Below are 23,713 nucleotides of genomic sequence, written 5' to 3'. Positions count from 1 at the left end.
CGCACATTCTGACATTTAATTTCCAACATTTGTCATTTTGGAACAAGTGAGCGTCAGAGACAGGCCCGACGCCGGACGGCAATATAGTCCGGCGGGAAGGAATAGGACAGCGCGCCCGCGACGCCCGCCCCGTGCCTTTCAGAGCGCGTTGGCGATGGCGGCGCGCTGGCTGTTGTCGAGGCCGTCCAGCGCCGCGGTCGCGGCCTGATCCGCGCCGGCCTGATCACCGCCATCGCTGCCCACGAACTGGATCGCGCTCAGCAGCACCAATATCGCCCAGAGCAGGGCCATCCAGCGGCTGGTGAAGAGGGAGCGGAGTCGGACGCCGAACATGGCGGCCGGTCTGGCATGGCGGCGGTTAAGGAAGCGTCACGCCCGCCACGTCGATCAGCCCGGCGCGGGCGGGAAGGCCGGGGCGCGGGACGGCAAGCCGGATGGCGGGCTGGTCAGCAGCAGCCGGTCGAGCTGCGCATAGCCCAGGCAGCGATGGCAATAGGCAAAGTCGAAGGCCGTGTTGAGAATCCAGGCCTGGGTCGCGACATCCCAGGCCGCCCAGGCTTCGCGCGTGACCTGATCGCTGCCGCAGACATTGCAGACGAAGACGTAGAATGGCGGAGATGGGGGATCGACGGGGCTGGTCATGACCGGACCATAGCCCAGGGCATCGCCATTCCGGCGCGAGACTGGTCCGTTATGGACGCGATGCGGGGCGCTCCAGCAGCGCACAAAAAAGGGGAGGCGCTCCCCGCGCCTCCCCTCCCCTCGAACAGGTCGAAAGCCCTTTGCAAGCTGCCGTGATGCTGGCTGATCAGCAGCCTTAAACGCGTCAGCGCCGCGCGGGCTTGATCACAGCGCGACGCGCATGGCGCGTCGCGCTGTGATCTTATTCCGCCGCGATGCCGGCGGCCTTGAACATGTCCGGATCACTTTCGTCGACATTGGCCGCTTCGGCGCCCTTGAGCTTCTTGCGGCGGTCGAACGCGTCCCAGACGTCGTTCCACTGGCCACGGGTCGCGCCCTTCGAATATTCGGTCGCGCGGGTTTCGAAGAAATTGGCATGCTCCACGCCGTTGAGCAGCGGGGTCAGCCAGGGCAGCGGATGCTCGTCGATCATGTAGATGGGCTTGAGGCCCAGCTGCCCCAGGCGCCAGTCGGCGATGTAGCGGACATATTTCTTGATGTCCTTGGGCGTCATACCGGGGACCGGCCCCATTTCGAAGACGAGATCGACGAACGCGTCCTCGATCCGGACGGTCTTCTGGCACATGTCCATGATGTCGTCCTTGACCGACGCGGTCAGGCAGTCGCGTTCCTTCACGAAGCTGTGGAACAGCTTGATGATGCCTTCGCAATGCAGGGTCTCGTCGCGGACCGACCAGGTGACGATCTGGCCCATGCCCTTCATCTTGTTGAAGCGCGGGAAGTTCATCAGCATCGCGAAGGAGGCGAAGAGCTGGAGGCCTTCGGTGAAGCCGCCGAACATCGCCAGCGTCTTGGCGATATCCTCGTCCGTGTCGACGCCGAACTGGGCGAGATAGTCATGCTTGTCCTTCATCTCCTTATATTGGAGGAAGGCCGAATATTCGCTTTCGGGCATGCCGATCGTGTCGAGCAGATGCGAGTAGGCGGCGATATGGACCGTTTCCATGTTGCTGAACGCGGTCAGCATCATCTTGATTTCGGTCGGCTTGAACACGCGGCCGTACTTCTCGTGGTAGCAATCCTGCACTTCCACGTCGGCCTGGGTGAAGAAGCGGAAAATCTGGGTCAGCAGGTTGCGCTCATGGTCGCTGAGCTTCTGCGCCCAGTCACGGCAATCCTCGCCCAGAGGCACTTCCTCGGGCAGCCAGTGGAGCTGCTGCTGGCGCTTCCAAAATTCATAGGCCCAGGGATATTCGAAGGGCTTGTAGACCTTGGAGGCTTGAAGAAGGGGCATATGGGTTACTCCGCGAAATCTTTTCTTCCCCTCTCCCATCGGGAGAGGGAGGGGCCCGCGCCGTCAGGCGTGGGAGGGTGAGGGCGAGAGGCGCGCCGCGATGACCGCTACGACGCCTTCGGTATTTTCCATGACTTCATGGTTCCAGAAACGCAGGATCTGATAGCCCTGGGTCTCGAAATAACGGGTTCGGACAGCATCTTGCTCAGCGCTCTCCGCATGACTTGCGCCATCGACCTCGACGACCAGCTTGCCAGAAAAACAGAGGAAATCCGCGACATAGGCACCATGGGGCACCTGGCGGCGGAATTTCACGGTCGGAAGCTGTTCACGCAAAGCACGCCAGAGACGTTTTTCAGCCTCCGTGGCGTTACGGCGGAGAATGCGGGCCCGATCCACGGCCCCTGAAGGCAGATCGCGGTAATTGCGCATCGCCCTCACCCTTCCGCCGCTGCGCGGCTCCCTCCCTCTCCCACAGGGAGAGGGAATCTGATCACTGACAGGCGAGGCACTCGTCATAGTCGGTGGTCTCGCCGATCTCGAACTTGGGGGCGTCGATCGTGTTGTCCGCTTCCACGCCACCGGCGAAGCCGGCGCGCTGCACCGACTTGGAGCGCAGATAATAGAGCGACTTGATGCCCAGCTCCCAGGCGCGGAAGTGGAGCATCAGCAGATCCCACTTCTCGACGTCGGCCGGGATGAACAGGTTCAGCGACTGCGCCTGGTCGATATAGGGCGTGCGATCGGCGGCCAGTTCGAGCAGCCAGCGCTGGTCGATCTCGAAGCTGGTCTTGTACACATCCTTTTCTTCCTGAGTCAGGAAGTCGAGATGCTGGACGCTGCCGCCACGTTCCAGGATCGAGTTCCATACGGCGCTCGAATCCTTGGCCTTTTCGACCAGCAGCTTTTCCAGATAGGGATTCTTCACCGCAAAGCTGCCCGAGAGCGTCTTGTGGGTGTAGATGTTCGCCGGGATCGGCTCGATACAGGCCGAGGTGCCGCCACAGATGATCGAGATCGACGCGGTCGGCGCGATCGCCATCTTGCAGGAGAAGCGCTCCATCACGCCCTGGTCGGCGGCGTCGGGGCACGGCCCGCGTTCCTGCGCCAGCATCATCGACGCCTCGTTCACCTTGGCATTGATATGCTTGAAGATGCGCAGGTTCCACGACTTGGCCATGGCGCCTTCGAACGGGATGCCGCGTGCCTGCAGGAAGCTGTGGAAGCCCATGACGCCCAGGCCGACCGAGCGTTCGCGGCTGGCGCTATATTTGGCGCGGGCCATTTCCGGCGGGGCGCGGTCGATATAGTCCTGCAGCACATTGTCGAGGAAGCGCATAATGTCTTCCGCGAAGGTCGGATGATCCTTCCACTGATCCCAGGTTTCCAGGTTCATCGAGGAGAGGCAGCAGACCGCCGTGCGATCCTGGCCGAGATGGTCGCGACCCGTCGGCAGAGTGATTTCCGAACAGAGGTTCGACGTCGAGACCTTGAGTCCCAGGTCGCGGTGATGCTTGGGCATCATCCGGTTCACCGTGTCGGAGAAGACGATATAGGGTTCGCCGGTGGCGAGGCGGACCTCGACCAGCTTCTGGAACAGCGCACGGGCATTGACGGTGCCGCGCACCGACTGGTCCTTGGGGCTGCGCAGGTTGAAATCACTGCCGTCGCGCACCGCTTCCATGAACTCGTCGGTCAGCAGCACGCCATGATGCAGGTTGAGCGCCTTGCGGTTGAAGTCACCGCTCGTCTTGCGGATTTCCAGGAACTCCTCGATCTCCGGGTGGGAGACGTCGAGATAGCAGGCGGCCGAGCCGCGACGCAGCGAGCCCTGGCTGATCGCCAAGGTCAGCGAATCCATCACGCGGACGAAGGGGATGATGCCGCTGGTCTTGCCATTGAGGCCAACCGGCTCACCGATGCCGCGCACGCTGCCCCAATAGGTGCCGATGCCGCCGCCGCGCGAGGCCAGCCAGACATTCTCGTTCCAGGTGTTGACGATGCCTTCCAGGCTGTCGTCGACGCTGTTCAGATAGCAGCTGATCGGAAGACCCCGACCGGTGCCGCCGTTCGACAGAACGGGGGTGGCGGGCATGAACCAGAGCTTGGAGATATAGTCATAGACGCGCTGGGCATGGTCGGCATCGTCCGAATAGGCGGCCGCGACGCGCGCGAACAGATCCTGATAGCTTTCGCCGGGCAGCAGATAGCGATCGTTCAGCGTATCCTTGCCGAATTCGGTCAGCAGCGCATCGCGCGACGAATCCGTCACGACATGAAAGCGACGCTCATGAATCTTGGACGACGCGGACTCGGTCGCCTTGCCCTTGGCAGCCTTGGGCTCGGCCTTGTCCACCAGATCCTCGATACGCTCGTCCATTACCGTCGCCACGTCGCCGTTTCCACCTTGTTCACTATCTCGAAAGTCCATGCGAGCCCCCGATTGTTCCTGTTCCGTTCGATTCGGTCCAGCGATGCCGGGGCGCACCCAGGCATCATAGCATGAACCCGATCGGGCCGGGACAGAAATGGGGTCAACCGATCCGATCGCAAGGACAAAAGCCCCATATCGCCGGAAGCAGGTCCGACAATGCAATCACAATCTATTGGGTGACCCCCTTGGTCCCGATACCACAGATAGTGCCACAGCCCCGCCGACACGCAAGAGGGTAAATGACAGTTCGGGGACTCGGTTCATCGACGCCTGGATTCGTTTCGTCGCTGACACGCCACCCCATAGCGCAGCGACGCGCGGACTTCCAAGGGCCTTGGAAAAGACAAGGGGGGCCTATGAAATTAAAAAATAAATTTGCCTTGCCACGCAAATGCGCGCGTCGCGCGATTGGCGACAAAATCATGACATGGGGGCAGAGGCACGAACACGACCACAATCTGTTGAATCGCTGCCTCTATCGTCCCCCTGCATATCACCGCGCGATACGCTATGATGATGGGAAGGCTGGCGAATCCGGACGGCTCCGATGATCGGGAGGCAGGCATGATCCTCTATTACCATCCCCTCTCCTCCTATTGCTGGAAGGTGCTGATCGCCTTTCATGAAAATGGCACGCCCTTCACCCCGCGCATCCTGGAGGACGCGGCGGCACTGGCCGAATGGCAGGCACTCTGGCCGCTCGGCAAATTCCCCGTGCTGCACGACCCGGTGCGCGGCGCGACGATCGCGGAGGCGAGCATCATCGTCGAATATCTGGGCCGGCACGAACCCGGCACCTTCCGCCCCATCCCGGTCGATGGCGACGCGGCGATCGAGGTGCGGCTGATGGACCGGTTGTTCGACAATTATGTGATGGGGCCGATGCAGGCGCTGGTCGCCGACCGGTTGCGCCCCGAGGAGGCGCGCGATCCCCATGGCGTGGCGGCCAATGTGGCGGCGCTGCGCAGCATCTATGCATTGCTGGAGGATCGGCTGGCCGGGCGGAGCTGGGCGGCGGGCGATCATCTGTCGCTGGCCGACTGCGCGGCGGCGCCCTCGCTTTATTATGCCGACAGGATCGTGCCGCTGCGCGCCGGCCATCCGGTGCTGGGCGCCTATCTGAACCGGCTGGAGGCGCGGCCCAGCTTTGCCCGCGTGCTGCGCGAGATGCAGCCCTGGTGGCAGAATTTTCCCTTTGCCGACGGGCCGCTTGCGTCCTGAACCGCAACCCTCTTCTGGACTCATCGTCTCAAAGGCCTATAGCCCCGCCTTGCAGGGACCTGCCGTGCAGAGGCGGGCCGCAAGAATAGGGACCAGGGTAGATGACCGTCATCAAGACCGCCGACCTCATCGAGAGCGTCGCCGACGCACTCCAGTTCATTTCCTACTATCACCCGATGGATTATATCCGGGCACTGGGTAAGGCCTATGAAGCCGAAGCCAATCCGGCGGCGAAGGACGCCATCGCCCAGATCCTGACCAACAGCCGCATGTGCGCCGAAGGCCACCGCCCGATCTGCCAGGACACCGGCATCGTCAACGTGTTCGTGAAGTGGGGCATGGAGTGTCGGCTGGACGATAACAGCCGGTCGATGCAGGAGGTGATCGACGAGGGCGTGCGCCGCGCATATCTGAACCCCGAGAACCGCCTGCGCGCGTCGATCCTGAAGGATCCCGCTTTCAGCCGCCAGAACACCAAGGACAACACGCCCTGCGTGCTCAACGTGGAAATGGTGCCGGGTAACAAGGTCATCATCGACGTCGCGGCCAAGGGCGGCGGCAGCGAGAACAAGACCAAGTTCAAGATGATGAACCCCAGCGATTCGATCGTCGACTGGGTGCTGGAAATGGTGCCGCAGATGGGCGCGGGCTGGTGCCCGCCGGGCATGCTGGGCATCGGCATCGGCGGCACCGCGGAAAAGGCCGTGGCGCTGGCCAAGGAAAGCCTGATGGACCCGATCGACATGGGCGAACTCAAGGCCCGTGGCCCGCAGAACAAGATCGAGGAACTGCGCATCGAACTGTTCGACAAGGTCAATGCGCTGGGCATCGGCGCGCAGGGCCTGGGTGGCCTGGCCACCGTGCTCGACATCAAGATCCACGACTATCCCTGCCATGCGGCGGGCAAGCCGGTGGCGATGATCCCCAACTGCGCCGCGACCCGCCATGCGCATTTCACGCTGGACGGGTCCGGCCCGGCCTATCTGGAAGCGCCCAAGCTCAGTGAATGGCCGCAGGTCGACTGGAAGCCGAGCAAGGAAGCGATCCGCGTCGATCTCGACACGCTGACGCCGGAACAGGTGCAGGGCTGGAAGCATGGCGACCGCCTGCTGCTGAACGGCAAGATGCTGACCGGCCGCGACGCCGCGCACAAGCGGATCGCCGACATGCTGGAGAAGGGCGAGACCCTGCCGGTCGATTTCAAGGGCCGCGTGATTTACTATGTCGGCCCGGTCGATCCGGTGCGCGACGAAGTGGTCGGCCCGGCAGGCCCGACCACTGCGACGCGCATGGACAAGTTCATGGACATGATGCTGGAACAGGGGCTGGCCGCCTGCGTCGGCAAGGCCGAGCGCGGCCCGGCCGCCACCGACAGCATCGCCAAGCACAAGAGCGCCTATTTGATGGCGGTCGGCGGCGCAGCCTATCTGGTCGCGCGCGCGATCAAGGAAGCCAAGGTCGTGGGCTTCGAGGATCTGGGCATGGAAGCCATCTACGAGTTCACGGTGGAGGACATGCCCGTCACCGTCGCCGTCGATAGCGAAGGCCAGAATGTCCACCGCCTCGCCCCGCTGGTGTGGCAGGAAAAGATCAGACAAGAAAAGCTGCTCGAAGGGGCGTAAGACCGCCCGTCAGCAACTATCCTATTGATACGGATCAAGGCGGCGCGCGAGACGGGAACCCCGTTTCGCGCGCCGCATTATGTCCGGCACCCAAAGCCGGAGTTCATCCATGTCCTTCACGCAGCTCGAACCGCCCTTGCCCGTCATGATCGAAGGCAAGGGCAAAGGCTATGCCTTCGCCGTCATCGACTATGGGCAGGAGCATAATCTGATCTGGGTGACGGGTCTGAGCGACAGCGGAGAAATCTGGTGTGCGCCCAACCCGCTGGTGCGACTGCAGAGCAACTGGACAATGGGGCGCGAGCCGCATCATGAGCCCGACTGGAAGAATGTCACGCTCGCGCCGATCAAGCCGAGCTGACGAAAAAGGCGCGCCATTCCATCGGATGACGCGCCTTTTTCTTTGGCCCCTCCCCATGCACAGCATGGGGAGGAATAACCTTAGTCTTACAGCTTGCCGCTCAAGGACAGGCCGATGATGCGGGGTTCGTTGAACACCGGCGCCATGTAATTTTCGATCACGCCCTTCATATTCTTCTCGCCCGTGATGTTGCGGGCGAAGGCGGCGATCTCGTACTTGCCGTCCGGCGCGGTGTAGCCGATCTTCAGGCCGCCTTCGAAGTCACCCTTCGAGTAGAACTCCTTCGTCTTGTAGAGGACGAAGTTGGTGTAGCCCTGGATGTTCCAGTCGGTCGCCGCGAAGATCTTGCCACCATTGCCCAGCGGCACGTCGTAACGGGCCGCGATGTTGGCAGTGTATTTCGGCGCGTTGGGCAGCGGGTTGCCGTCGATCTGGGCGAAGACGCCGCGGGCGTTGGTGACGGTCGGGTCTTCCACGGTGCAGACGACCACGCCGTTCAGCGTGCAGACCTGCGCATAGACATTCTTGTCGTTGATCTCGCTGTGCAGCAGGCTGAGGCCGGCCGACAAAGTGAGATTGTCGAACGGACGCGCTTCCAGATCGGCTTCCAGGCCATAGGCCTTGGCCGCGTCGGCGTTGAACAACACGCCATTGCCGTTCACGTCATTGCCGTTGAGTTGGATGTCCTTCACCTTCCAGGCGAAGCCCGACAGGTTGAAGCGCAGGCGGTTGCCCAGCAGGTTGGTCTTGATGCCGCCTTCGTACGACATGATCGTTTCCGAATCCGCCGTGGTGAAGTCGCTGTTGAACACCGCCGAGCGGCCCTGGATGGTCGGGCCACGGAAGCCGCGCGCGACGCGGGCGTAGAGGCTGACTTCGGGGGTCACTTCATAGAGGGCGCTGACGTCCCAGCTCGGTTCCTTGCCGGTCAGCTTCACATAGCGACGGCCGGCATAGGTCGAGACGCCCGCCGCATTGGCGGTGGCGCGGACCAGACGGGTTTCCTTCGTGTCCTTGGTATAACGGCCGCCGGCGGTGATGGTGAGGCCCGGCACGACTTCGTAGCTCGCCTGTCCGAACAGGCCCCAGCTTTCATTCTTGTTGCGCAGACGCACCCAGTTGTTGGGATTGTTGGCGGTGCCGGTCAGGAAATAGGCGCGCTGGTAGAAATCGGTGGTGTCGCGGCTGTCGAAATACATGCCGCCGACCTGCCACTTGAAGGCGCTGTCGCCGTTGCTGGCGAGGCGGACTTCCTGGGTCAGCTGGTCGAGATCACGGACATTGCCCTGGCTCTGGCCGAAGCCGTTGGCCACGCCGTTCACCGGATAGTCCGCGCCCGCGCCGCCATCGGTGTCGCCACGGCTGTAGCCCGAGGTGGTTTCATAGGCGGTGATCGAGGTCAGGGTAACGGGGCCCATGTCGATCGCGATATTTTCCGACGCGCCATAGGTCTTGTAGGCCTGCGGGTTGTTCATCGCTTCGTCGAGCGCGATCTTCGAACGGGGTTCGCCCGACACGCTGTTGCTGCCCTTGGTGAGGCCGGCGCGGTGGAAGATGGTCGAGGTGCCGTCATAGTCGCGCGCATGGACGCTGGTCAGCATCGAGACATTTTCGGTCGGCGTCATCAGCAGCTGAAGGCGCACGTCCTTCTCATTATAGCCGCCCATCGCCTCCTTCTTGGGGCTGACGGTGCCGTCGGCGCTGGGGCCTTCATAGATGTTGTCGACCCAGTCGTCGCGATGCTGGTAGAGGGCCGAGACGCGGAAGGCGAGCTTGTCCGCGACGATCGGGCCGCCGATGCCGCCGTCGAAGGTGACAGTGTTATAGCTGCCATAGCTGGCCTGGGCGCGACCTTCCCAATCCATCGACGGACGGATGGTGTCGAACTTGATGATGCCCGCCGTGGTGTTGCGGCCGAACAGCGAACCCTGCGGGCCGCGCAGCACTTCCACCTGATTGACGTCGAACACCGGGTTCGACTTCAGCACGACATGTTCCAGCACGACATCGTCCTGGATGATCGACACCGGCTGCGATGCGCCGAGATAGAAGTCGATATTGCCCAGGCCCCGGATGTAGAAGCGCGGGAAGATGCGGCCGGTGGTGGTTTCGGCATAGAGGCCGGGCACGCGGGCGGCGAGTTCAAGAATGTCGCCGCCGCCGGCGGTGAGGTTGCGCAGCGCATCGCCCTGCACGACGCCGACCGAGACGGGCACCTTCTGCAGATTTTCCGAGCGGCGCTCGGCGGTCACGACGATCTCGTCGAGCTGGCCGGCGTCAGCGCCCGCTTCCTGCGCATGGGCGGCGCCACCAAGGGCGAGCGCACCGAAGGCCGAGGTCAGCAGCAGCGCCGACCGTGCGAAAGTGAATTTCGACAAGGTTATTCCCCGATAATATTGCTTTTGCGTCCGGGACAGCGGCGCCCCTGCGCCTGCCGTCCGGGATGCCATCGCCGCTAGGCGCGATTTGTGGCGGGACGGTGACGCTCGCCCTGCCCATCATGGGAACATGTCGGAATGTTGCCGAGCGTTGTAACAATGCAACACAATGCGATCCACGCGCCAAGGTGACTGGCAAGCGTCATACACGCTTGTTATCGTCCCCGCCCATGACAGGGGAAATCGAAGCAGCGGGTGACGCGATCACCGGGGGCATGCTGGCACGGGCGGTCGAGCCGGGCCATGGTGAGGCACATGAAGCGCGCCATGGCGCCTGCCTGAATTGCGGCACGGCGGTGACGGGCAATTATTGCCCCGAATGCGGCCAGGCCGCGCATCTGCACCGCAGCTTTGCCGCGATCGGCCATGACCTGGCCCATGGCGTGCTGCATTTCGAAGGCAAGATCTTCACCACCCTGCCCGAGCTGGCGCTGCGCCCCGGACAGCTGACGCGCCGCTATATCCATGGCGAGCGGGCCAAGTTCGTATCGCCCTTTGCCCTGTTCCTGTTCAGCGCCTTCCTGATGTACGCGATCTTCTCGCTGACCAGCCATCATGGGCCGGAAGGCACCCGCAACCAGGTGAAGATGAACAGCGAGGCGATCGCCGAGCTGAAGAAGGAAGAGGAAAAAGCCGATGCCCGCATCGCCAAGGTGCAGGCGCAACTGGCCGAGCCGGGAATCAGCGCGAGCCGGCGCGAGACATTGCAGGAAAAGCTGAAGGACGCACAGGACGAACGGAAGGGCCTGCCGCTGGCGAGCGGCCTGACCGATGCGCTGGCCGGCGATAACGTCGACAAGGCGGTCGACAAGACCGTCGACAAGGGTCTCAACAAGGGCATCGCCAAAACGGTCGGCAAGGCGATGAGCGCGGCGGCCAAGGATCCCGAATTCGCCTATTACAAGCTCAAGGCCAATGCCTATAAATTCTCCTGGCTGCTGATCGTCATATCGCTGCCCTTCCTGTGGCTGCTGTTCCCGTTCAGCCGCCGGTTCAAGATGTATGACCATGCGATCTATGTGACCTATTCGATCGCCTTCATGTCGCTGCTCTTCTCGCTGTCGATGATCCTGACGGCGGTCGGCATCACCCATGGGCTGGTGACGGTCGTGCTGCTGCTGTTCGCGGCCTGGCACATGTATCGCCAGTTCAAGGATGCCTATCAGCTTTCGCGCAGCGGCACCTTGCTGCGGCTGCCGCTGCTGTACGGCTTTGCCTGTGCGTCGCTGTCGCTGTTCTTCGCCTTCCTGATGATGATGGGGTGACGGGTCGCGTCCCTATTGTATAGGGCGCGCATGATTACGTCCCCGATCTGGTTGCCCGCCACCCTGATGGCCGGGGCCACGCAGGCCTGGCGCACCGCGGTGCAGCGGCGCGTGGGCAAGACGCTGTCGATCAATGCGGCGGGCCTGGTCCGCTATCTTTACGGCATTCCCTTCGCGCTGATCCTGCTTGACGGCTATCAGCTACTCTTCCCCGCGCCCTTCCCTGCGCTGGGCCGGCTGTTCCTGCCCTTCTGCCTGGCCGGCGGGCTGGCCCAGATCATCGCCACCAATTTGCTGATCATGGCCTTTGGCCATCGCAATTTCGTCGTCGGCACCGCTTATTCCAAGACCGAAGCGGTGCAGGGGGCGATCCTGTCCTTCCTGCTGATGGGCGAGCGGCTGAGCGCGCTGACCTGCGCCGGGATCGGCTGCGGCGTCGCCGGCGTGATGCTGCTGTCGACCGGGGGCAAGCGGATGGGGCCGATGGATTTCCTGCGCGCTCTGGGGCAGCCGGCGGCGATTACCGGCATCGCATCGGGATTCTTCTTCGCACTGACCGCCATCGGCATCCGCCGCGCGACGCAGCAAGTAGGCGGCGGCGATCCGATCCATGCCGCGCTGATCGTGCTGAGCGTCACGGTGCTGCTGCAGACGCTGCTCCAGGGCGGCTATCTGGCGCTGCGCGAGCCGGGCGAGATGCGCAAGGTGTTCACCAGCTGGCGCGTGTCGGGCCAGGTCGGCTTCCTGTCGGCCATGGGTTCGGCCTGCTGGTTCACCGGCTTTGCTACGGCGCCGGTCGCGCTGGTGCGGATCGTCGGCCAGATCGAGGTCGCCTTCACCATGGCGTTCGGCCATTTCTATCTGGGCGAGCGCATGGCGCGCAGCGAGGCGATGGGGCTGATGCTGGTCGCCTGTGGCGTGGTCCTCGCGCTGCTGGGTGCGCTGTAGGCGTTTTTGGGAAATGCGCGAAAGAGCGCATTTCAAGAGCCGCACCGGCCCACACCCCCACCCGGCCTCCCAGACATGATATCCTGATGGGCGGCCGGGTGGGGGTGTGGGCCGGTGCGGAGGCATCATTCTGACGAAGCTGACATCCATGTCAGTATGATAACCGATATTTTACCATCCATGGCTAGCCAGTTGCCGTGGGCACAGAAACGCAATCGGGAACCGTCGCACGAGCGGTAATGAAGGTCGCCAAATTATCCGGCGACCTGGGTATCCGTACGCTCGACCTTCAGGCAGACATCAGCGAACTCGCGGACCGGGTGACGCAGCAGGCGCGCACGATCGAGGCGATCAGCGGCGCCGCGTCGCAATTGTCGCGCGATGGCGAAAGCGTGTCGCTGGTCGGCCAGGACGCGCGCGAGAAGGCGGTCGCCGCCCGCGCCATCATCGATGATTCGGGACGGCAGCTGTCGACCGCGAACGGCAATTTCGTCGACCTGATCGAACAGGTGAGCCGCATCCATGCGCGCCTCGACGGCTTTGGCGAAGCGCTCAAGACCGTCGCCCATGTCACCAGCGTGATCAGCGGCATCGCCAGCCAGACCAATCTGCTCGCGCTCAACGCGACGATCGAGGCGGCACGGGCCGGTGACGCGGGGCGCGGCTTTGCCGTGGTCGCGGCCGAAGTGAAGAAGCTGGCGCAGGAAACGGCGAGCGCGACGCAGACGATCGAGCGGTCGATCGGCGCGCTGACCAGCGAGGCCGGCGGCATGCTGGACAGCATCACCCATGGCGCACAGACCGCGCGCACGGCGCTGTCCGACACCAAGAATATCGAGGCGCTGGTCGACCGGCTGGGATCGCTGATGCAGGGCCTGTCGACCAACAGCGAGGCGGTGGCCGAGCGGATCGCGTCGATGGTCGGTTCCGCCAGCGAGATCCGCACCGGCCTGTCGGCGCTGTCGAGCACGTCGGGCGACAATGCCGACGGCCTGCAACGGCTGTCGGGCCGGGTGTCGATCGCCAGCGACGACACCAACATGCTGCTGCAATATCTGGCGGAAAGCGGCGTCGACATTCCCGATTCGCCCTATATCCGGTTCAGCCTGACCGCCGCGCGGGCGGTGGGCCATGCGATCGAGCAGGCGCTGGATGATGGCCGCATCAGCGAGGCCGATGTGTTCAGCGAATATTATGCGCCGATCCGCGGCACCAATCCGCCGCAATTCACCCATCCGATCCAGCCGATCATGCAGGCCGAGGCGCGCGCGCAGCAGGAAGTGGCGCGCGGCTACAAGGGCTTGTTCGGCATGACCTTCACCGATCGCAACAGCTTCGGCGCGATCGCCATGCCGGAACGCGCGCTGCCCCAGCGGCCGGGCGACGAGAAATGGAATGCGGAATTTTCGCGCCAGGGCGTGGTGTTCGATTTCCCCGACACGCGCGAGCAGTGCAAGATCACCGAACCCTTCTGCATCAAGGCCTATCGCCGCCTGACCGCCGAGGGCGAGGTCATCCTGCTGAAGCAGGTGATCGCCTCCATCCATGTGCGCGGGCGCCACTGGGGCATCTTGCAGATGGCCTATAAGGATCAGGGCTGATCCGCGCCGCCCGGCGCGTCCGTTTCCTCCTATAAAACAGGCTGCGCCGCAGCGACCATGGCCGCCCGCCCAATAGAGGAGGGTGGCCATTTTCCTGCCGATGGGGAGACACGGATGAAGCGCATCGTGGTCTGTTGCGACGGCACCTGGAACGAGCCCGACCATAATGAGCAGGGCAAGCCGTGCCCGACCAATGTGGTGAAACTGGCAAGCCTGATCCCCGCAATGGCGGAGGACGGCACGGCGCAGCGTGTCTTCTATCATAATGGCATCGGGTCGATGGCGTCGCGGACCAAGCGGCTGATCGACGGGGCCACCGGCTATGGCATCAGCCGCATCCTCCTGTCCTGCTATGCCTGGCTGGTGCGCACCTATCAGCCGGGCGACCAGCTCTATTTCTTCGGTTTCAGCCGGGGCGCCTATACCGCCCGGTCGCTGGCCGGTTTCGTGCGCAATTCCGGCATATTGCGGCCCGAGCATGAAAGCCTGATCCCCGACGCCTTCGCGCTCTATCGTTCGCGCGACGGCACCCGCGCGCCGCGATCGGAGGCGTCGCGCCTGTTCCGGCAAAGCTATGCCTGGTCCGACGGTACGCCGATCCGGTGCGTCGGCGTGTGGGACACGGTCGGGTCGCTGGGCGTGCCCAACACCTTGTTCCAGGGGATATTGAAGCATCTGTTCCGGGTGAACCGGGAATTTCACGATACCGACCTGTCATCGAGCGTCGCCTTCGCCTTTCATGCGGTGGCGATCGACGAGCATCGCAAGCCGTTCCTGCCGACATTGTGGACGATCCCCGAGGGGCAGGGCGCAGGCCAGCATGTCGAGCAATGCTGGTTCCCCGGCTGCCATGCCGATGTCGGCGGCGGCAATCCCGATTCCGCCCTGTCCGATATCGCGCTGGAATGGATGGTGGCGCGCGCGCGGCTCGCGGGACTGGCGGTGGATGATCCGTTCGGGCTGGTGCCGCCCGGTTTCCCGCCGCACCATCCCGATCCGCTAGGCCCGGTCAGCGAATCCCAGACCTTCTTCTATCGCCTGTTCGGATCGGGCGAACGTGCGATCGACGTGCCGCATGACGCCGGACGAACCAATGAAGCCCTGTCCGATGCGGCGATCGAACGCTGGCACAAGCTGCCCGAATGGCGGCCGGCGGCGCTGGTCGACCTGGCGAAGCGCAAGCCCGACATGCTGCAGCCATAACACGCAAAAAGGGGCGGATCAGGGCCGGCCGGCGCCTGATCCGCCACCCCGTCGCATCAAGGGACGACGGGAAGCGGTCCGGGCACGACGCCATATTGCTGCAGGCCCGACATGATCGCGTGGATCGCCAGCGCCGCCTGCAGCACCGCGATCATCCAGCCGAACGCCATCAGCGTACCGGCATGGATGAAGCCCAGCAACTGGCGGGCAAAGATCATCGCCAGAAAATCGGCCACCATCATGCCCAGGAAAATGCCGAACACGCCGGTCAGGAAGGTCCGGGTATCGCCGGCCACGGCCGCGAACAGCAGCAGCGCCACGATACCATAGGGCGTGATGATGATCGGGAAAGTCACCGGCGACATGGCCAGCCCCTTGGCCGAGGTCGGCGGCGCATCGGGCGCGGGGGCGTGCTGCGCATTCTTGACCGCCTCCAGCGCGCCGATCAGCAGCAGCACGCCGCCGGTCAGCAACAGGTCAGGCGATGCGATCTGCCAATTCTGGCGCAGATTGTCGCCGATGAACAGGATGAGGAAGCCGACGGCCGTGGCGATCAGGGTCGACCGGAGCGCCAGCGCGCGCCGCTCCCCATCGGGCAACTGGCTGGTCAACTGGGCAAAGGCGGCGATCACCTTGATCGGTCCCAATGTGACGAAGAAGATGACCAGGACGAAACTCAGATCATTCATGGCACGCACCCCTGCCCTGCCGAACCATCGGATGCCGCAGGTCGGGCCCCTGCGGCATCCGCTTCATGCCTGTCGCGATCAGCGCGCTTGCGAGGCCGATGCGTCCGCCACCATCGCATCCAGATCGAAATCCAGGCTCTTGATGCGCGGCGGATATTCCTGAAGCGACTTCATGAACTTTGCGATCTGCGCGGTCGCCGGCGCCAGCGTCCAGGATCGGTTTTCCTGCCACTCGTCGAAGCCGCGCGCTTCATGGAAACGCTCGAACGGATCGAGCTTTAAATTGGTGATGAGCGGCGTGTTCAGATTTTCCTGAATGCCGTTGAACCATTTGTCCTGCGTCTTGAACAGGAACTTCCAGTCGCCATAGCGCAGGCCGTGCAGCGTGGTTTCCGTGAAATAGTAGAAATCCTTGCGCTTCGACTTGCCCTTGCCGCTGAGCAGTTCGGTCTGGTCATAGCCGTCGAGATGGACCTTGTAGGTCATGCTGCCGATGGTCTTGCCCTTGAGCAGTTCATCCTTGAGCTCCGGCTCGCCCAGCGCGGACAGGATGGTGGGCATCCAGTCCTCCATCGCCATGAACTCGCCAGTGGCGACATTTTCCTGCACATGGCCGGGCCAGCTGACGACGCAGGGCACGCGGAAGCCGCCTTCATAGCCGCCGACGCCCTTTTCGCCGCGGAAGGGCTGGTTGCCGCCATCGGGCCATGAATTGGAGGCCGCGCCATTGTCGGTCGAGAACATGACGAACGTGTCGTCGGCCACGCCCAGTTCTTCGAGCAGGTCGAGCAGTTCGCCGACATGATCGTCCATCTGCTTCACGCCGTCGGCATAGAGACCATAGCCGGTGACGCCGTCATATTCGGGCGGCAGGTGGGTCTGGTAATGCATCCGGGTGGTGTTGTGCCAGACGAAGAAGGGCTTGTCGGCCTTCACCGCGTCGGTGATGAAGCGCTTGGATTCGACCATGAATTCATTGTCGAGCGTCTTCTGTCGCTCGGAACCGAAAGGCCCCTTGTCCTCGATCGACTGGCCCCCCTTGCCGTCGGCCTTGCTGTGGATCACGCCGCGCCAGGCGAAGGCCTTGGCCACTTCGGGATCCTTGGGATAATCATATTCTTCCGAATATTGGCCGGCATTGAGGTGATAGAGGATGCCGAAAAATTCGTCGAAGCCATGCGCGGTCGGCAGATGCTCGTCCCGGTCGCCCAGATGATTCTTGCCGAACTGGCCGGTGGCATAGCCATGGGGCTTGAGCAGTTCGGCGATCGTGGGATCTTCCTTCTGCATGCCCTGCGGCGCGCCGGCGAGGCCGACGGTGCTGAGGCCGACGCGGATCGGATATTGGCCGGTGATGAAGGCGGCACGGCCGGCGGTGCAGGAGGCCTGGGCATAATGATCCATGAAGATCATGCCCTTCTTCGCGATGCGATCGATATTGGGGGTCGAGCCGCCCATCATGCCGCGATGATAGCAGCTGAGATTCCACATCCCGACGTCATCGCCCCAAATGATGAGAATATTCGGCTTTTTGCTCATGCGATGCTCCTGCGAGTCAGACCGGGGAAGACGAACGGCGCAAGGCTAGGTCGGCGATGGGCCGGTTGGTATCGGGGTTATCCTTGAGCCCGAGGCCGGGAATGGCGCACTCGCCAACATGGGTCAGGGTCAATAGGGAGGCCTTGCCCTGCCCCGCCGGTCCGCTATGGCGGCGCGATGACGGGCATGGGAGCAGGCATGGCGCGCGCGGTTGCAATGATGAAGGCTGTCGGTGTCGCGCTGCTGTTCCTGCTGATCGCCGCCTGTCTGGCGACGGTGATCGTGCCGCCCTTCCTCGACCGTATCTATTATGAGGGGCCGGCGAGCCGCCATTATGACGGCACCCGCTTCTTCAACCCCGATGGCGCGATCGACATGCCCGCCCCGCCCGGCACCAGCCGCCAGGGATTCATCGCCCGCTGGCTGCTGGGCAATGACGATCGCCCCGACTGGCCCGATGCGGTGGCGGTCAAGCCGGCGCGCCCCGCCCCCTTTGCCGCGCCGCGCGGCATGGTCGCCACCTGGGTCGGCCATGCGACCGTGCTGGTGCAGGCGGCCGGGATCAACATATTGACCGATCCGATCTGGTCCGATCATGCCAGCCCCTTTCCGCCGCTGGGGCCGAAACGGGTCGCGGAGCCGGGCATCAGGATGAAGGATCTGCCCAGGATCGACCTAATCGTCATCAGCCATAATCATTATGACCATCTGGATATCCCGACGCTCAAGATGCTGTGGCAACGCGACCGGCCCAGGATCGTCACGGCGCTGGGCAATGACACGATATTGAAGGCGAACGGCATCCCATCGGTGGCGCTCGACTGGGGCCAGTCGGTGACCGGCGCGCAGTTGAACGGACTGGTGCCCGAAGCGGTGATCCAGTGCGAAAATTACGAGCATTGCCCGGACTATCGGGTCCATGCGACGCGCAACCATCATTGGAGCAGCCGCTGGTTCACCGACCGCAATCGGACACTCTGGTCGAGCTTCCTGATCGAGACGCGGGCGGGCAATATCTATTTTGCCGGCGATACCGGCGCGGGCGACATGGGCTGGACCGGCGATGCAACGCGGTTCGGGCCGATCCGGCTGGCGCTGATCCCGATCGGCGCCTTCCGCTTCTGGCCGGGGCAGATGGAATCGGACGCGCATATCGGCCCGCGCCGCGCGGTCGAGCTGTTCGAGCGACTGGGCGCATCGACCGCGATCCCGATCCACTGGGGCACCTTCCGCCTCTCCTATGAGAAGCGCGACACGCCGCCGCGGATGCTGGAGCAATATCTGCGCTGCGAGGGGATAGAGCGAAAGCGCTTCGCGCCGGTGCGGATCGGCCAGGCGCTGCTGGTGCCCAATGTCAGCCCGGTGCCGCGTGGCCCCAGGCATTGCGACCAGCGGGCAATCGACGCGCTGCAATAGCATTAACCATTAGCGTCTAGGATGGGATCTCTACAGCCGGAATGAAGGAGTCCCATGGCGACGTCCCTTGCCAAGAATAGGGCTTCCACCGGATTTTCCCTGCTTCCGATCGCGATCGCGATCATGGCAGCGCTGCTGATCATGGCGATCGCGCCGATCGGCTATGTCGGGCATGGGTGGGACGACCAGCATTATCTGGATGCCGCCCGCTGCGCGAGCCAGCACGGCTACTGCCTGCCGGGGGATCATTGGGCGCGCCGCTTCACCCTGGTCATTCCGGCAAGCGCGATGCTGGCGATGCTCGGCGAGAGCCGCATCATATTGGCGATCGTGCCGCTGGCCTATAGCCTGTGCGCCATCGCCCTGTTCACCGCCACGGTCGAACGACGTTTCGGACGCAGAGCCAGCCTGATCGGCGGGCTATGCTTTGCGATGATGCCGGTCTTTTCCGAGCGCATGCTCCATTTCGGCGTCGACATCATCGAACTCACCTTTCTGCTCGCGGCAGTCCATGGGCTGCAACGGGCGAGCGAACGCAATGGCGCAATCTGGTTCATCCTGTCGGGCACCGCCCTGTCCTTTGCGGTGATGACCCGGCCGACATCGCTGGCGATGGTGCCGGTCTTTGTCGCGGCGGCGTTGGCTATCGGGCGATGGCAGGGACTGGGACGTCTGCTGAGCGGATTGGCTGGTCCGCTGCTGGTCGAGACGCTGATCTACTGGAGCGCGACCGGCGATCCCCTGCGGTCATGGCGGTTGTCGCTGGCGCATGGCGGCGTGCCGACCGGCGAACTGGCGCCCGGCGTCGACATTCATCGCAGTCCTCTGTTCAATGTCGATTTCATCGATCATTGGCGGCCAGCATCGGGGATCGAACTGCACTGGACGGTTGATGCGCTGCTGAACCTGATGGCCAATGGCGCCACCTTCATCCTGCCGGTAACACTGGTATTGCTGCTGCTACAGCGCCGGCGTCTGGGCAGTGCGGCCGCCGGCGGGCGGCTGATCGGCTGGCTGATGCTGGCGGGCGCCTTTCATTTCGCAGCGCTGGTCTATGCGCTGGCGATCGATCCCAAGCCTCGCATGTTCCTGCCGCTGGCGGCGATCGCCTGCGCCCTGTGCGGGGTAATGGGGTCACTGGCCTGGGCACAGGGGCGACGCATGCTGGTCATTGGCCTGATCGGCCTGATTGCCATCCAGTCGGCCATGAGCGCGCGAAGCCGGGCGCGGGAATTCGCCGCCTTGAGCTGTGCCACCCTGTCCTGCGACATGGGATCTGCATCAACCGGCCTTGGCCCGCCACGATAAGGCGATCTTGTCCGCGCGGCAGAAAAACTGGGGTGGTCTTTTGCTTCCTGGTGGCGCATGGGGTTGCGCTAAAGGAATATCCGTAATGAATCTTTTCAAGCCGCTGCTGGCCGGTGCCCGTCCGATCGACCGGATGATCGCGGGCCTGGGCGCGGCAATCGGCATCAGCCTGACCATATTGGTGTGCAGCCAGTTGCCGTTGCATGCCGGCGACCTGCCGATCATCGTCGCGCCGCTGGGCGCGTCGGCGGTACTGATCTTTGCCGTGCCGGCGAGTCCGCTGGCCCAGCCCTGGTCGGTGGTGGGCGGCAATATCCTGTCCAGCCTGATCGGCGTCGCCGCCTATCAGCTGATCCCCGACATGATGGTCGCGGCCGGCGTGGCGGTGGGCCTGGCGATAATATTGATGAGCCTGCTGCGCTGCTTGCATCCGCCCGGCGGCGCGGCGGCGCTGACCGCGGTGATCGGCAGCCAGGGCATTCATGATGCGGGCTATGCCTTCGCCTTTGCGCCGGTCGGGATCAATTCGATCGCTTTGGTGTCCCTGGGCCTGTTCTTTCATCGCCTGTCGGGACACAGCTATCCGCACCAGCCGGTCGCGCCGCCGGTAATCGCCGACAAGATGCGCGCGGAGGCGGGCTTTCATCTGGAGGATATCGACAAGGCGCTGGCCGAACTGCCCGACAATTTCGACATCAGCCGCGCTGACCTCGACCTGTTGCTGTCGCGAGCGGAAATCCACGCCCAGGCCCGCCGGGCGGGCTGATGCCCACCCGGATCGGTGCCGCCGATCAGGCCGGGCAGTCGCCGTCGCGCTTGCCGGACAGGTCGTGAGTGGTGCGCAGCACCGGCTTGCCGCCCTGCGTCTTGGTCATGGTGGTGCCGAAGGTCAGCGTATCCTCGGTAAAATTGCCCTCGACCACGATTTCGGAGGTGCCGGCGCCGGCCTTGCAGGCGAGGGTCGCGATCAGCCGGCCCTTGCGCACCATCTTGTCCTTGTAGCTGCAGTCGCTGCCTTCCGCCCCGGCCAGCGCATCGGCGTCTGGCACGCCGGCGGCATCGACCTTGATACAGATCTTATCCTCGCTCACCTGCTTGAGCGCGGCCTGATATTCCTCCGCCGTGACGGTGGGGGTGTTGTAGCCGGTGGTCTTGCGGCTGAGCGTCCATTGCCCGCTCTTCATCATCGCCGGCGCGGCCTCCTCCTCCTGCGCGGGCGGAGCGGCCGGTTCGCTGCCGCAGGCGGCAAGGGTCAGGCTGGTGGCCAGCAAGCCGCCCAGCGTCAGAATGTCACGCATATCCTCTCCCCGTTCGTTCCACCGCGGCACGCTCTACCGATGCGCGCGCGGGCGCAAGGGAAATTATCATGCCCGTCCCTTCATCGCCGTCGGTGCCCGGCGGACAGGGTGGGCGCATGGAAATCGGCCGGCTTGTCGGCGATCCAGCCGAGGAAACGGGCGATGGCGGGATGGCTGCGCAAGGCCATGGCATCGGCATAGGTGCGGGCCAGCTCCACGTTGGACAGGGTGGCGTGGATGGTGCGGTGGCAGATCGGATGGACCGGCACCAGCTGTCGCCCGCCCCGGCTCTTGGGCACGGGATGATGCCATTCGATCCGCGCGCCGAGCGGCCGGGCGCAGAGCCAGCAGGGTGTCCAGTCAGCCAGGATCAGGGCTCGACCGGCCCGGTTGCGCCTTCCTCGACATCCTCGCCCTCAGCCTCACCGATCGCCCGGACCAGATAGCCCCGATGCACTCGCCCCCACCGGTTGAGCGGCAGGTCATAAAGCTGGTCGAGAAACTGGTTGTCCCAGAAGGTCAGGTCGCCAGCCTGCGCCCCGTCGCCAAAGATATTTAGGATCGACGACACCGGCGGTGCCGCCCGTCCCTTCACCTCGGCAAGGCCGACAAAGGCTGCATAGGCAGCGGCGGCCGTCAGCGAAATGCCTTCGGCGCGATTGACGTCGATCAGGATCGTCGCGGTATCGATCGAGCGAATTCCTATCGGCCGGATCAGGCTGGAGGAAAAGCCGTTGACGGTAGGAACACCGTCAGGGAGGGCGGAACCACCCCCCTCACTATTGCCGACACTGGCAGAGGGCGCCACGGAATCCGCCTTGCCTCCGGTGCTGCTGCCCGTAGCGATCGTATACCACCAGCGGATCGGGGCATCGCCATTTTCGACGTCACGCCGTTCGGCCCCATGTAATTGGGACATGCTGTTGGATTTGCGCGCAGCGACCTGTCTGGCCATTTCCCGTCCGTCATCGACGAAGACGATCAGAAAATTGGTTTCACATTCTCCCTTGGCCAAGGGCGCGCCGATACTGGTCGCGATCTTGCGGACCTTGGTTTCGACCAGGCCGGCGATATCCGACGCGACCCCCCGGACCTGGGGGCAGACCGGCTCCATCCAGCGGGCGATGCCCCGATCACCCTGAACCACGCCCAGGGTGCGAACGAAGCCGGATGCCCTTTCGCGCACCTCCTGGCGGGTCAGGCGCTGACCATCGACCACGATCGTGTCGCCGCCGTCGGCTGGCTGCTGTGCCTGAAGTGGGAGCGGAAGCAGCGCCAGCAATGCCGACAAGACTTGCATTGTTCGCATCGTCATTGACCCTCCGAACAGTTCGGGCCGATCCAGCGGCCCTCCGACCTTGCCTTCATCGCCATCTCGACGCCATTGGGCAAGCCCGTCTGCCGCATGTCCATCTGTACCGCATAGCTGTCGGGCGCATAGATGCCGGCCATCGTCATGCTGCTGGTGCCGCTATCGCGGCGGCAGGTGACATTGCCCTTCACCGTGCCGCCGCGCACGGCGAAGTCGCTGTAGCGGCAATCCTTGCCCGGATCGCCGGAAAAGGCGCGGCCATCGGGATGGGCGGCCTGCTCGGGCGTGACGCAATAACGCAGGGTGCGGTTCATCGCGTGCTGCATCTGCTGACGCGCCGCCGCGGGCATCGCCTCCCCGCCGCTCATGTCGATCCGCTCCATCACGAAGCGGCCTTCCCACTGGCCAGGCTTGAGCTGCACCTTCTCGATCTGCGTGACGGCGGCGTCATGGCTCATCGCGTCGGTCGCGGCGATCTGTGTGTCCTGGCTGGCGGGCGGCTTGTTGCATCCGGTCAGCGCCGCGAGCGCGCAGGCCAGCAGGCCGTTGGTCAAGGCTTTGGTCATCACCGGCTTCCCCTGGCATGTCTTGGCAGAAGCGACCCTTTATCTGGCCCAGACTTAGCAAGCGGCGACGGGTCTGGATATCGGGATTATTGCGATCCGGGGTGGCGGGCCGTTGATGAAAGCCCATTCGTTCTTTTTTTGTTCTCAAATTGATGCTAGATGTTACGTTCATGACTGCGGGACGTGCCGATGACCGAAGAAAGGGCCGGCCTCATGAGCAATAAACTCGATACCCTAGAACCGCTCATGAACGAGATCGGTCAAGAATTGGCCAGCTTGGTCGGAGGCGATCCAGATGGCGTGTTTCTGTATGTGGAAATCGGAGACGGTTGGGTAAGCCCCAGCGTTTTCAAGGATGAAGGCGACGTCGTTCGTTATTATAATCCGCGCGACACAAATCTCAGCGATATGCTTTGGGAGGTCACGTCCGTCAATGTGGTGTAATTTCGGTGCTGGCCATCGGGCTGCATTTTCAGGCGGCCTTGGGTGTAATCTGTAGCGGCTGAACCTCCTCGGTTATGGGTGTGGCAAGGGCGGCCATGCCCTCGATCTGCAT

Annotated in this window: 22 protein-coding genes and 1 pseudogene; 11 read left to right on the top strand and 12 right to left on the bottom strand. The window is 63.6% G+C overall.

The annotated features are described in order from the left end of the window. Window positions 1–138: 138 nt before the first annotated feature. From AC13EK_RS09060 to AC13EK_RS09040, 5 genes are all read right to left on the bottom strand, one after another. Window positions 139–333 carry a hypothetical protein gene (locus tag AC13EK_RS09060; protein ID WP_069337417.1) on the bottom strand — a complete coding sequence of 65 codons (195 nt, stop codon included), beginning with the start codon at window positions 331–333 and terminating at the stop codon, window positions 139–141. Window positions 334–387: 54 nt separating this feature from the next. Then, window positions 388–642 carry a hypothetical protein gene (locus AC13EK_RS09055; RefSeq protein ID WP_004209932.1) on the bottom strand — a complete coding sequence of 85 codons (255 nt, stop codon included), beginning with the start codon at window positions 640–642 and terminating at the stop codon, window positions 388–390. Window positions 643–883: 241 nt separating this feature from the next. Then, entirely contained in the window at window positions 884–1,936 is a 1,053-nt protein-coding gene (locus AC13EK_RS09050) for a ribonucleotide-diphosphate reductase subunit beta (protein ID WP_004209931.1), read from the bottom strand. Window positions 1,937–1,999: 63 nt separating this feature from the next. Then, complete coding sequence (locus AC13EK_RS09045) at window positions 2,000–2,368, bottom strand: endonuclease domain-containing protein (protein WP_069337418.1); 369 nt, start codon at window positions 2,366–2,368, stop codon at window positions 2,000–2,002. Between the two features lie 61 nt (window positions 2,369–2,429). Continuing rightward, window positions 2,430–4,316: a ribonucleoside-diphosphate reductase subunit alpha gene (locus AC13EK_RS09040; protein WP_010336832.1), complete on the bottom strand. Its 1,887-nt coding sequence runs from the start codon at window positions 4,314–4,316 to the stop codon at window positions 2,430–2,432. Between the two features lie 618 nt (window positions 4,317–4,934). Between AC13EK_RS09040 and AC13EK_RS09035 the strand changes: the two genes are divergently transcribed. From AC13EK_RS09035 to AC13EK_RS09025, 3 genes are all read left to right on the top strand, one after another. Beyond that, window positions 4,935–5,591, top strand: coding sequence for a glutathione S-transferase family protein (locus AC13EK_RS09035; RefSeq protein WP_069337422.1), 657 nt, complete (start codon window positions 4,935–4,937; stop codon window positions 5,589–5,591). Window positions 5,592–5,692: 101 nt separating this feature from the next. After that, window positions 5,693–7,213: a fumarate hydratase gene (locus tag AC13EK_RS09030; RefSeq protein WP_069337419.1), complete on the top strand. Its 1,521-nt coding sequence runs from the start codon at window positions 5,693–5,695 to the stop codon at window positions 7,211–7,213. Between the two features lie 109 nt (window positions 7,214–7,322). After that, window positions 7,323–7,574 carry a hypothetical protein gene (locus AC13EK_RS09025; RefSeq protein ID WP_017499126.1) on the top strand — a complete coding sequence of 84 codons (252 nt, stop codon included), beginning with the start codon at window positions 7,323–7,325 and terminating at the stop codon, window positions 7,572–7,574. A gap of 86 nt (window positions 7,575–7,660) precedes the next feature. On the opposite strand, the gene AC13EK_RS09020 is transcribed toward AC13EK_RS09025, so the two are convergent. Then, window positions 7,661–9,952, bottom strand: coding sequence for a TonB-dependent receptor (locus AC13EK_RS09020; protein ID WP_069337420.1), 2,292 nt, complete (start codon window positions 9,950–9,952; stop codon window positions 7,661–7,663). 230 nt (window positions 9,953–10,182) lie between these two features. Here AC13EK_RS09020 and AC13EK_RS09015 point away from each other — a divergent pair, with 230 nt between their 5' ends. From AC13EK_RS09015 to AC13EK_RS09000, 4 genes are all read left to right on the top strand, one after another. After that, a complete protein-coding gene (locus AC13EK_RS09015) occupies window positions 10,183–11,277 on the top strand; it encodes a DUF3667 domain-containing protein (protein ID WP_069337421.1) in 1,095 nt (364 codons plus the stop codon). A gap of 30 nt (window positions 11,278–11,307) precedes the next feature. After that, entirely contained in the window at window positions 11,308–12,225 is a 918-nt protein-coding gene (locus tag AC13EK_RS09010) for a DMT family transporter (protein ID WP_069337423.1), read from the top strand. A gap of 239 nt (window positions 12,226–12,464) precedes the next feature. Further along, window positions 12,465–13,826, top strand: coding sequence for a methyl-accepting chemotaxis protein (locus AC13EK_RS09005; protein ID WP_069337424.1), 1,362 nt, complete (start codon window positions 12,465–12,467; stop codon window positions 13,824–13,826). Window positions 13,827–13,940: 114 nt separating this feature from the next. Continuing rightward, entirely contained in the window at window positions 13,941–15,029 is a 1,089-nt protein-coding gene (locus tag AC13EK_RS09000; RefSeq protein ID WP_048936261.1) for a DUF2235 domain-containing protein, read from the top strand. 56 nt (window positions 15,030–15,085) lie between these two features. On the opposite strand, the gene AC13EK_RS08995 is transcribed toward AC13EK_RS09000, so the two are convergent. After that, a complete protein-coding gene (locus AC13EK_RS08995; RefSeq protein WP_004209916.1) occupies window positions 15,086–15,718 on the bottom strand; it encodes a MarC family protein in 633 nt (210 codons plus the stop codon). A 78-nt stretch (window positions 15,719–15,796) separates the two neighbouring features. Then, complete coding sequence (locus AC13EK_RS08990) at window positions 15,797–17,257, bottom strand: arylsulfatase (RefSeq protein ID WP_037507297.1); 1,461 nt, start codon at window positions 17,255–17,257, stop codon at window positions 15,797–15,799. 198 nt (window positions 17,258–17,455) lie between these two features. On the opposite strand from AC13EK_RS08990, the gene AC13EK_RS08985 reads away from it, so the two are divergent. The 3 genes from AC13EK_RS08985 (at window position 17,456) to AC13EK_RS08975 (ending at window position 20,747) form a co-directional block, all read left to right on the top strand. Continuing rightward, entirely contained in the window at window positions 17,456–18,673 is a 1,218-nt protein-coding gene (locus tag AC13EK_RS08985) for an MBL fold metallo-hydrolase (protein WP_069337425.1), read from the top strand. A 54-nt stretch (window positions 18,674–18,727) separates the two neighbouring features. After that, window positions 18,728–19,981, top strand: coding sequence for a glycosyltransferase family 39 protein (locus AC13EK_RS08980; protein WP_069337426.1), 1,254 nt, complete (start codon window positions 18,728–18,730; stop codon window positions 19,979–19,981). Between the two features lie 85 nt (window positions 19,982–20,066). Further along, on the top strand, window positions 20,067–20,747 hold the full coding sequence (locus AC13EK_RS08975; RefSeq protein WP_069337427.1) for an HPP family protein: 681 nt from the start codon (window positions 20,067–20,069) through the stop codon (window positions 20,745–20,747). Between the two features lie 25 nt (window positions 20,748–20,772). On the opposite strand, the gene AC13EK_RS08970 is transcribed toward AC13EK_RS08975, so the two are convergent. From AC13EK_RS08970 to AC13EK_RS08955, 4 genes are all read right to left on the bottom strand, one after another. Beyond that, complete coding sequence (locus tag AC13EK_RS08970; RefSeq protein WP_004209910.1) at window positions 20,773–21,279, bottom strand: DUF3617 domain-containing protein; 507 nt, start codon at window positions 21,277–21,279, stop codon at window positions 20,773–20,775. An 80-nt stretch (window positions 21,280–21,359) separates the two neighbouring features. Then, window positions 21,360–21,650, bottom strand: a complete 291-nt coding sequence (locus AC13EK_RS08965) for an HNH endonuclease (protein ID WP_419183517.1) — start codon at window positions 21,648–21,650, stop codon at window positions 21,360–21,362. Further along, complete coding sequence (locus AC13EK_RS08960) at window positions 21,650–22,579, bottom strand: hypothetical protein (protein WP_234792393.1); 930 nt, start codon at window positions 22,577–22,579, stop codon at window positions 21,650–21,652. Before AC13EK_RS08960 ends, AC13EK_RS08965 begins: the two co-directional genes overlap by 1 nt. An 11-nt stretch (window positions 22,580–22,590) precedes the next feature. Further along, complete coding sequence (locus tag AC13EK_RS08955; RefSeq protein ID WP_069337430.1) at window positions 22,591–23,157, bottom strand: DUF3617 domain-containing protein; 567 nt, start codon at window positions 23,155–23,157, stop codon at window positions 22,591–22,593. Between the two features lie 189 nt (window positions 23,158–23,346). On the opposite strand from AC13EK_RS08955, the pseudogene AC13EK_RS08950 reads away from it, so the two are divergent. Then, window positions 23,347–23,577, top strand: a pseudogene (locus tag AC13EK_RS08950) (hypothetical protein); the annotation flags it as partial. Window positions 23,578–23,713: the final 136 nt, after the last annotated feature.

Source organism: Sphingobium sp. L-44 (genome assembly GCF_056859495.1).
The sequence above is the reverse complement of the archived record's forward strand: the minus strand, read 5'-3'. Positions and strand labels throughout refer to the sequence as shown.

Coding starts and splice junctions, on each gene's coding strand:
- AC13EK_RS09060 (WP_069337417.1), bottom strand. CDS start 333: ATGTTCGGCGTCCGACTCCGCTCCCTCTTCACCAGCCGCTGGATGGCC.
- AC13EK_RS09055 (WP_004209932.1), bottom strand. CDS start 642: ATGACCAGCCCCGTCGATCCCCCATCTCCGCCATTCTACGTCTTCGTC.
- AC13EK_RS09050 (WP_004209931.1), bottom strand. CDS start 1,936: ATGCCCCTTCTTCAAGCCTCCAAGGTCTACAAGCCCTTCGAATATCCC.
- AC13EK_RS09045 (WP_069337418.1), bottom strand. CDS start 2,368: ATGCGCAATTACCGCGATCTGCCTTCAGGGGCCGTGGATCGGGCCCGC.
- AC13EK_RS09040 (WP_010336832.1), bottom strand. CDS start 4,316: ATGGACGAGCGTATCGAGGATCTGGTGGACAAGGCCGAGCCCAAGGCT.
- AC13EK_RS09035 (WP_069337422.1), top strand. CDS start 4,935: ATGATCCTCTATTACCATCCCCTCTCCTCCTATTGCTGGAAGGTGCTG.
- AC13EK_RS09030 (WP_069337419.1), top strand. CDS start 5,693: ATGACCGTCATCAAGACCGCCGACCTCATCGAGAGCGTCGCCGACGCA.
- AC13EK_RS09025 (WP_017499126.1), top strand. CDS start 7,323: ATGTCCTTCACGCAGCTCGAACCGCCCTTGCCCGTCATGATCGAAGGC.
- AC13EK_RS09015 (WP_069337421.1), top strand. CDS start 10,183: ATGACAGGGGAAATCGAAGCAGCGGGTGACGCGATCACCGGGGGCATG.
- AC13EK_RS09010 (WP_069337423.1), top strand. CDS start 11,308: ATGATTACGTCCCCGATCTGGTTGCCCGCCACCCTGATGGCCGGGGCC.
- AC13EK_RS09005 (WP_069337424.1), top strand. CDS start 12,465: ATGAAGGTCGCCAAATTATCCGGCGACCTGGGTATCCGTACGCTCGAC.
- AC13EK_RS09000 (WP_048936261.1), top strand. CDS start 13,941: ATGAAGCGCATCGTGGTCTGTTGCGACGGCACCTGGAACGAGCCCGAC.
- AC13EK_RS08995 (WP_004209916.1), bottom strand. CDS start 15,718: ATGAATGATCTGAGTTTCGTCCTGGTCATCTTCTTCGTCACATTGGGA.
- AC13EK_RS08990 (WP_037507297.1), bottom strand. CDS start 17,257: ATGAGCAAAAAGCCGAATATTCTCATCATTTGGGGCGATGACGTCGGG.
- AC13EK_RS08985 (WP_069337425.1), top strand. CDS start 17,456: ATGGCGCGCGCGGTTGCAATGATGAAGGCTGTCGGTGTCGCGCTGCTG.
- AC13EK_RS08980 (WP_069337426.1), top strand. CDS start 18,728: ATGGCGACGTCCCTTGCCAAGAATAGGGCTTCCACCGGATTTTCCCTG.
- AC13EK_RS08975 (WP_069337427.1), top strand. CDS start 20,067: ATGAATCTTTTCAAGCCGCTGCTGGCCGGTGCCCGTCCGATCGACCGG.
- AC13EK_RS08970 (WP_004209910.1), bottom strand. CDS start 21,279: ATGCGTGACATTCTGACGCTGGGCGGCTTGCTGGCCACCAGCCTGACC.
- AC13EK_RS08960 (WP_234792393.1), bottom strand. CDS start 22,579: ATGCAAGTCTTGTCGGCATTGCTGGCGCTGCTTCCGCTCCCACTTCAG.
- AC13EK_RS08955 (WP_069337430.1), bottom strand. CDS start 23,157: ATGACCAAAGCCTTGACCAACGGCCTGCTGGCCTGCGCGCTCGCGGCG.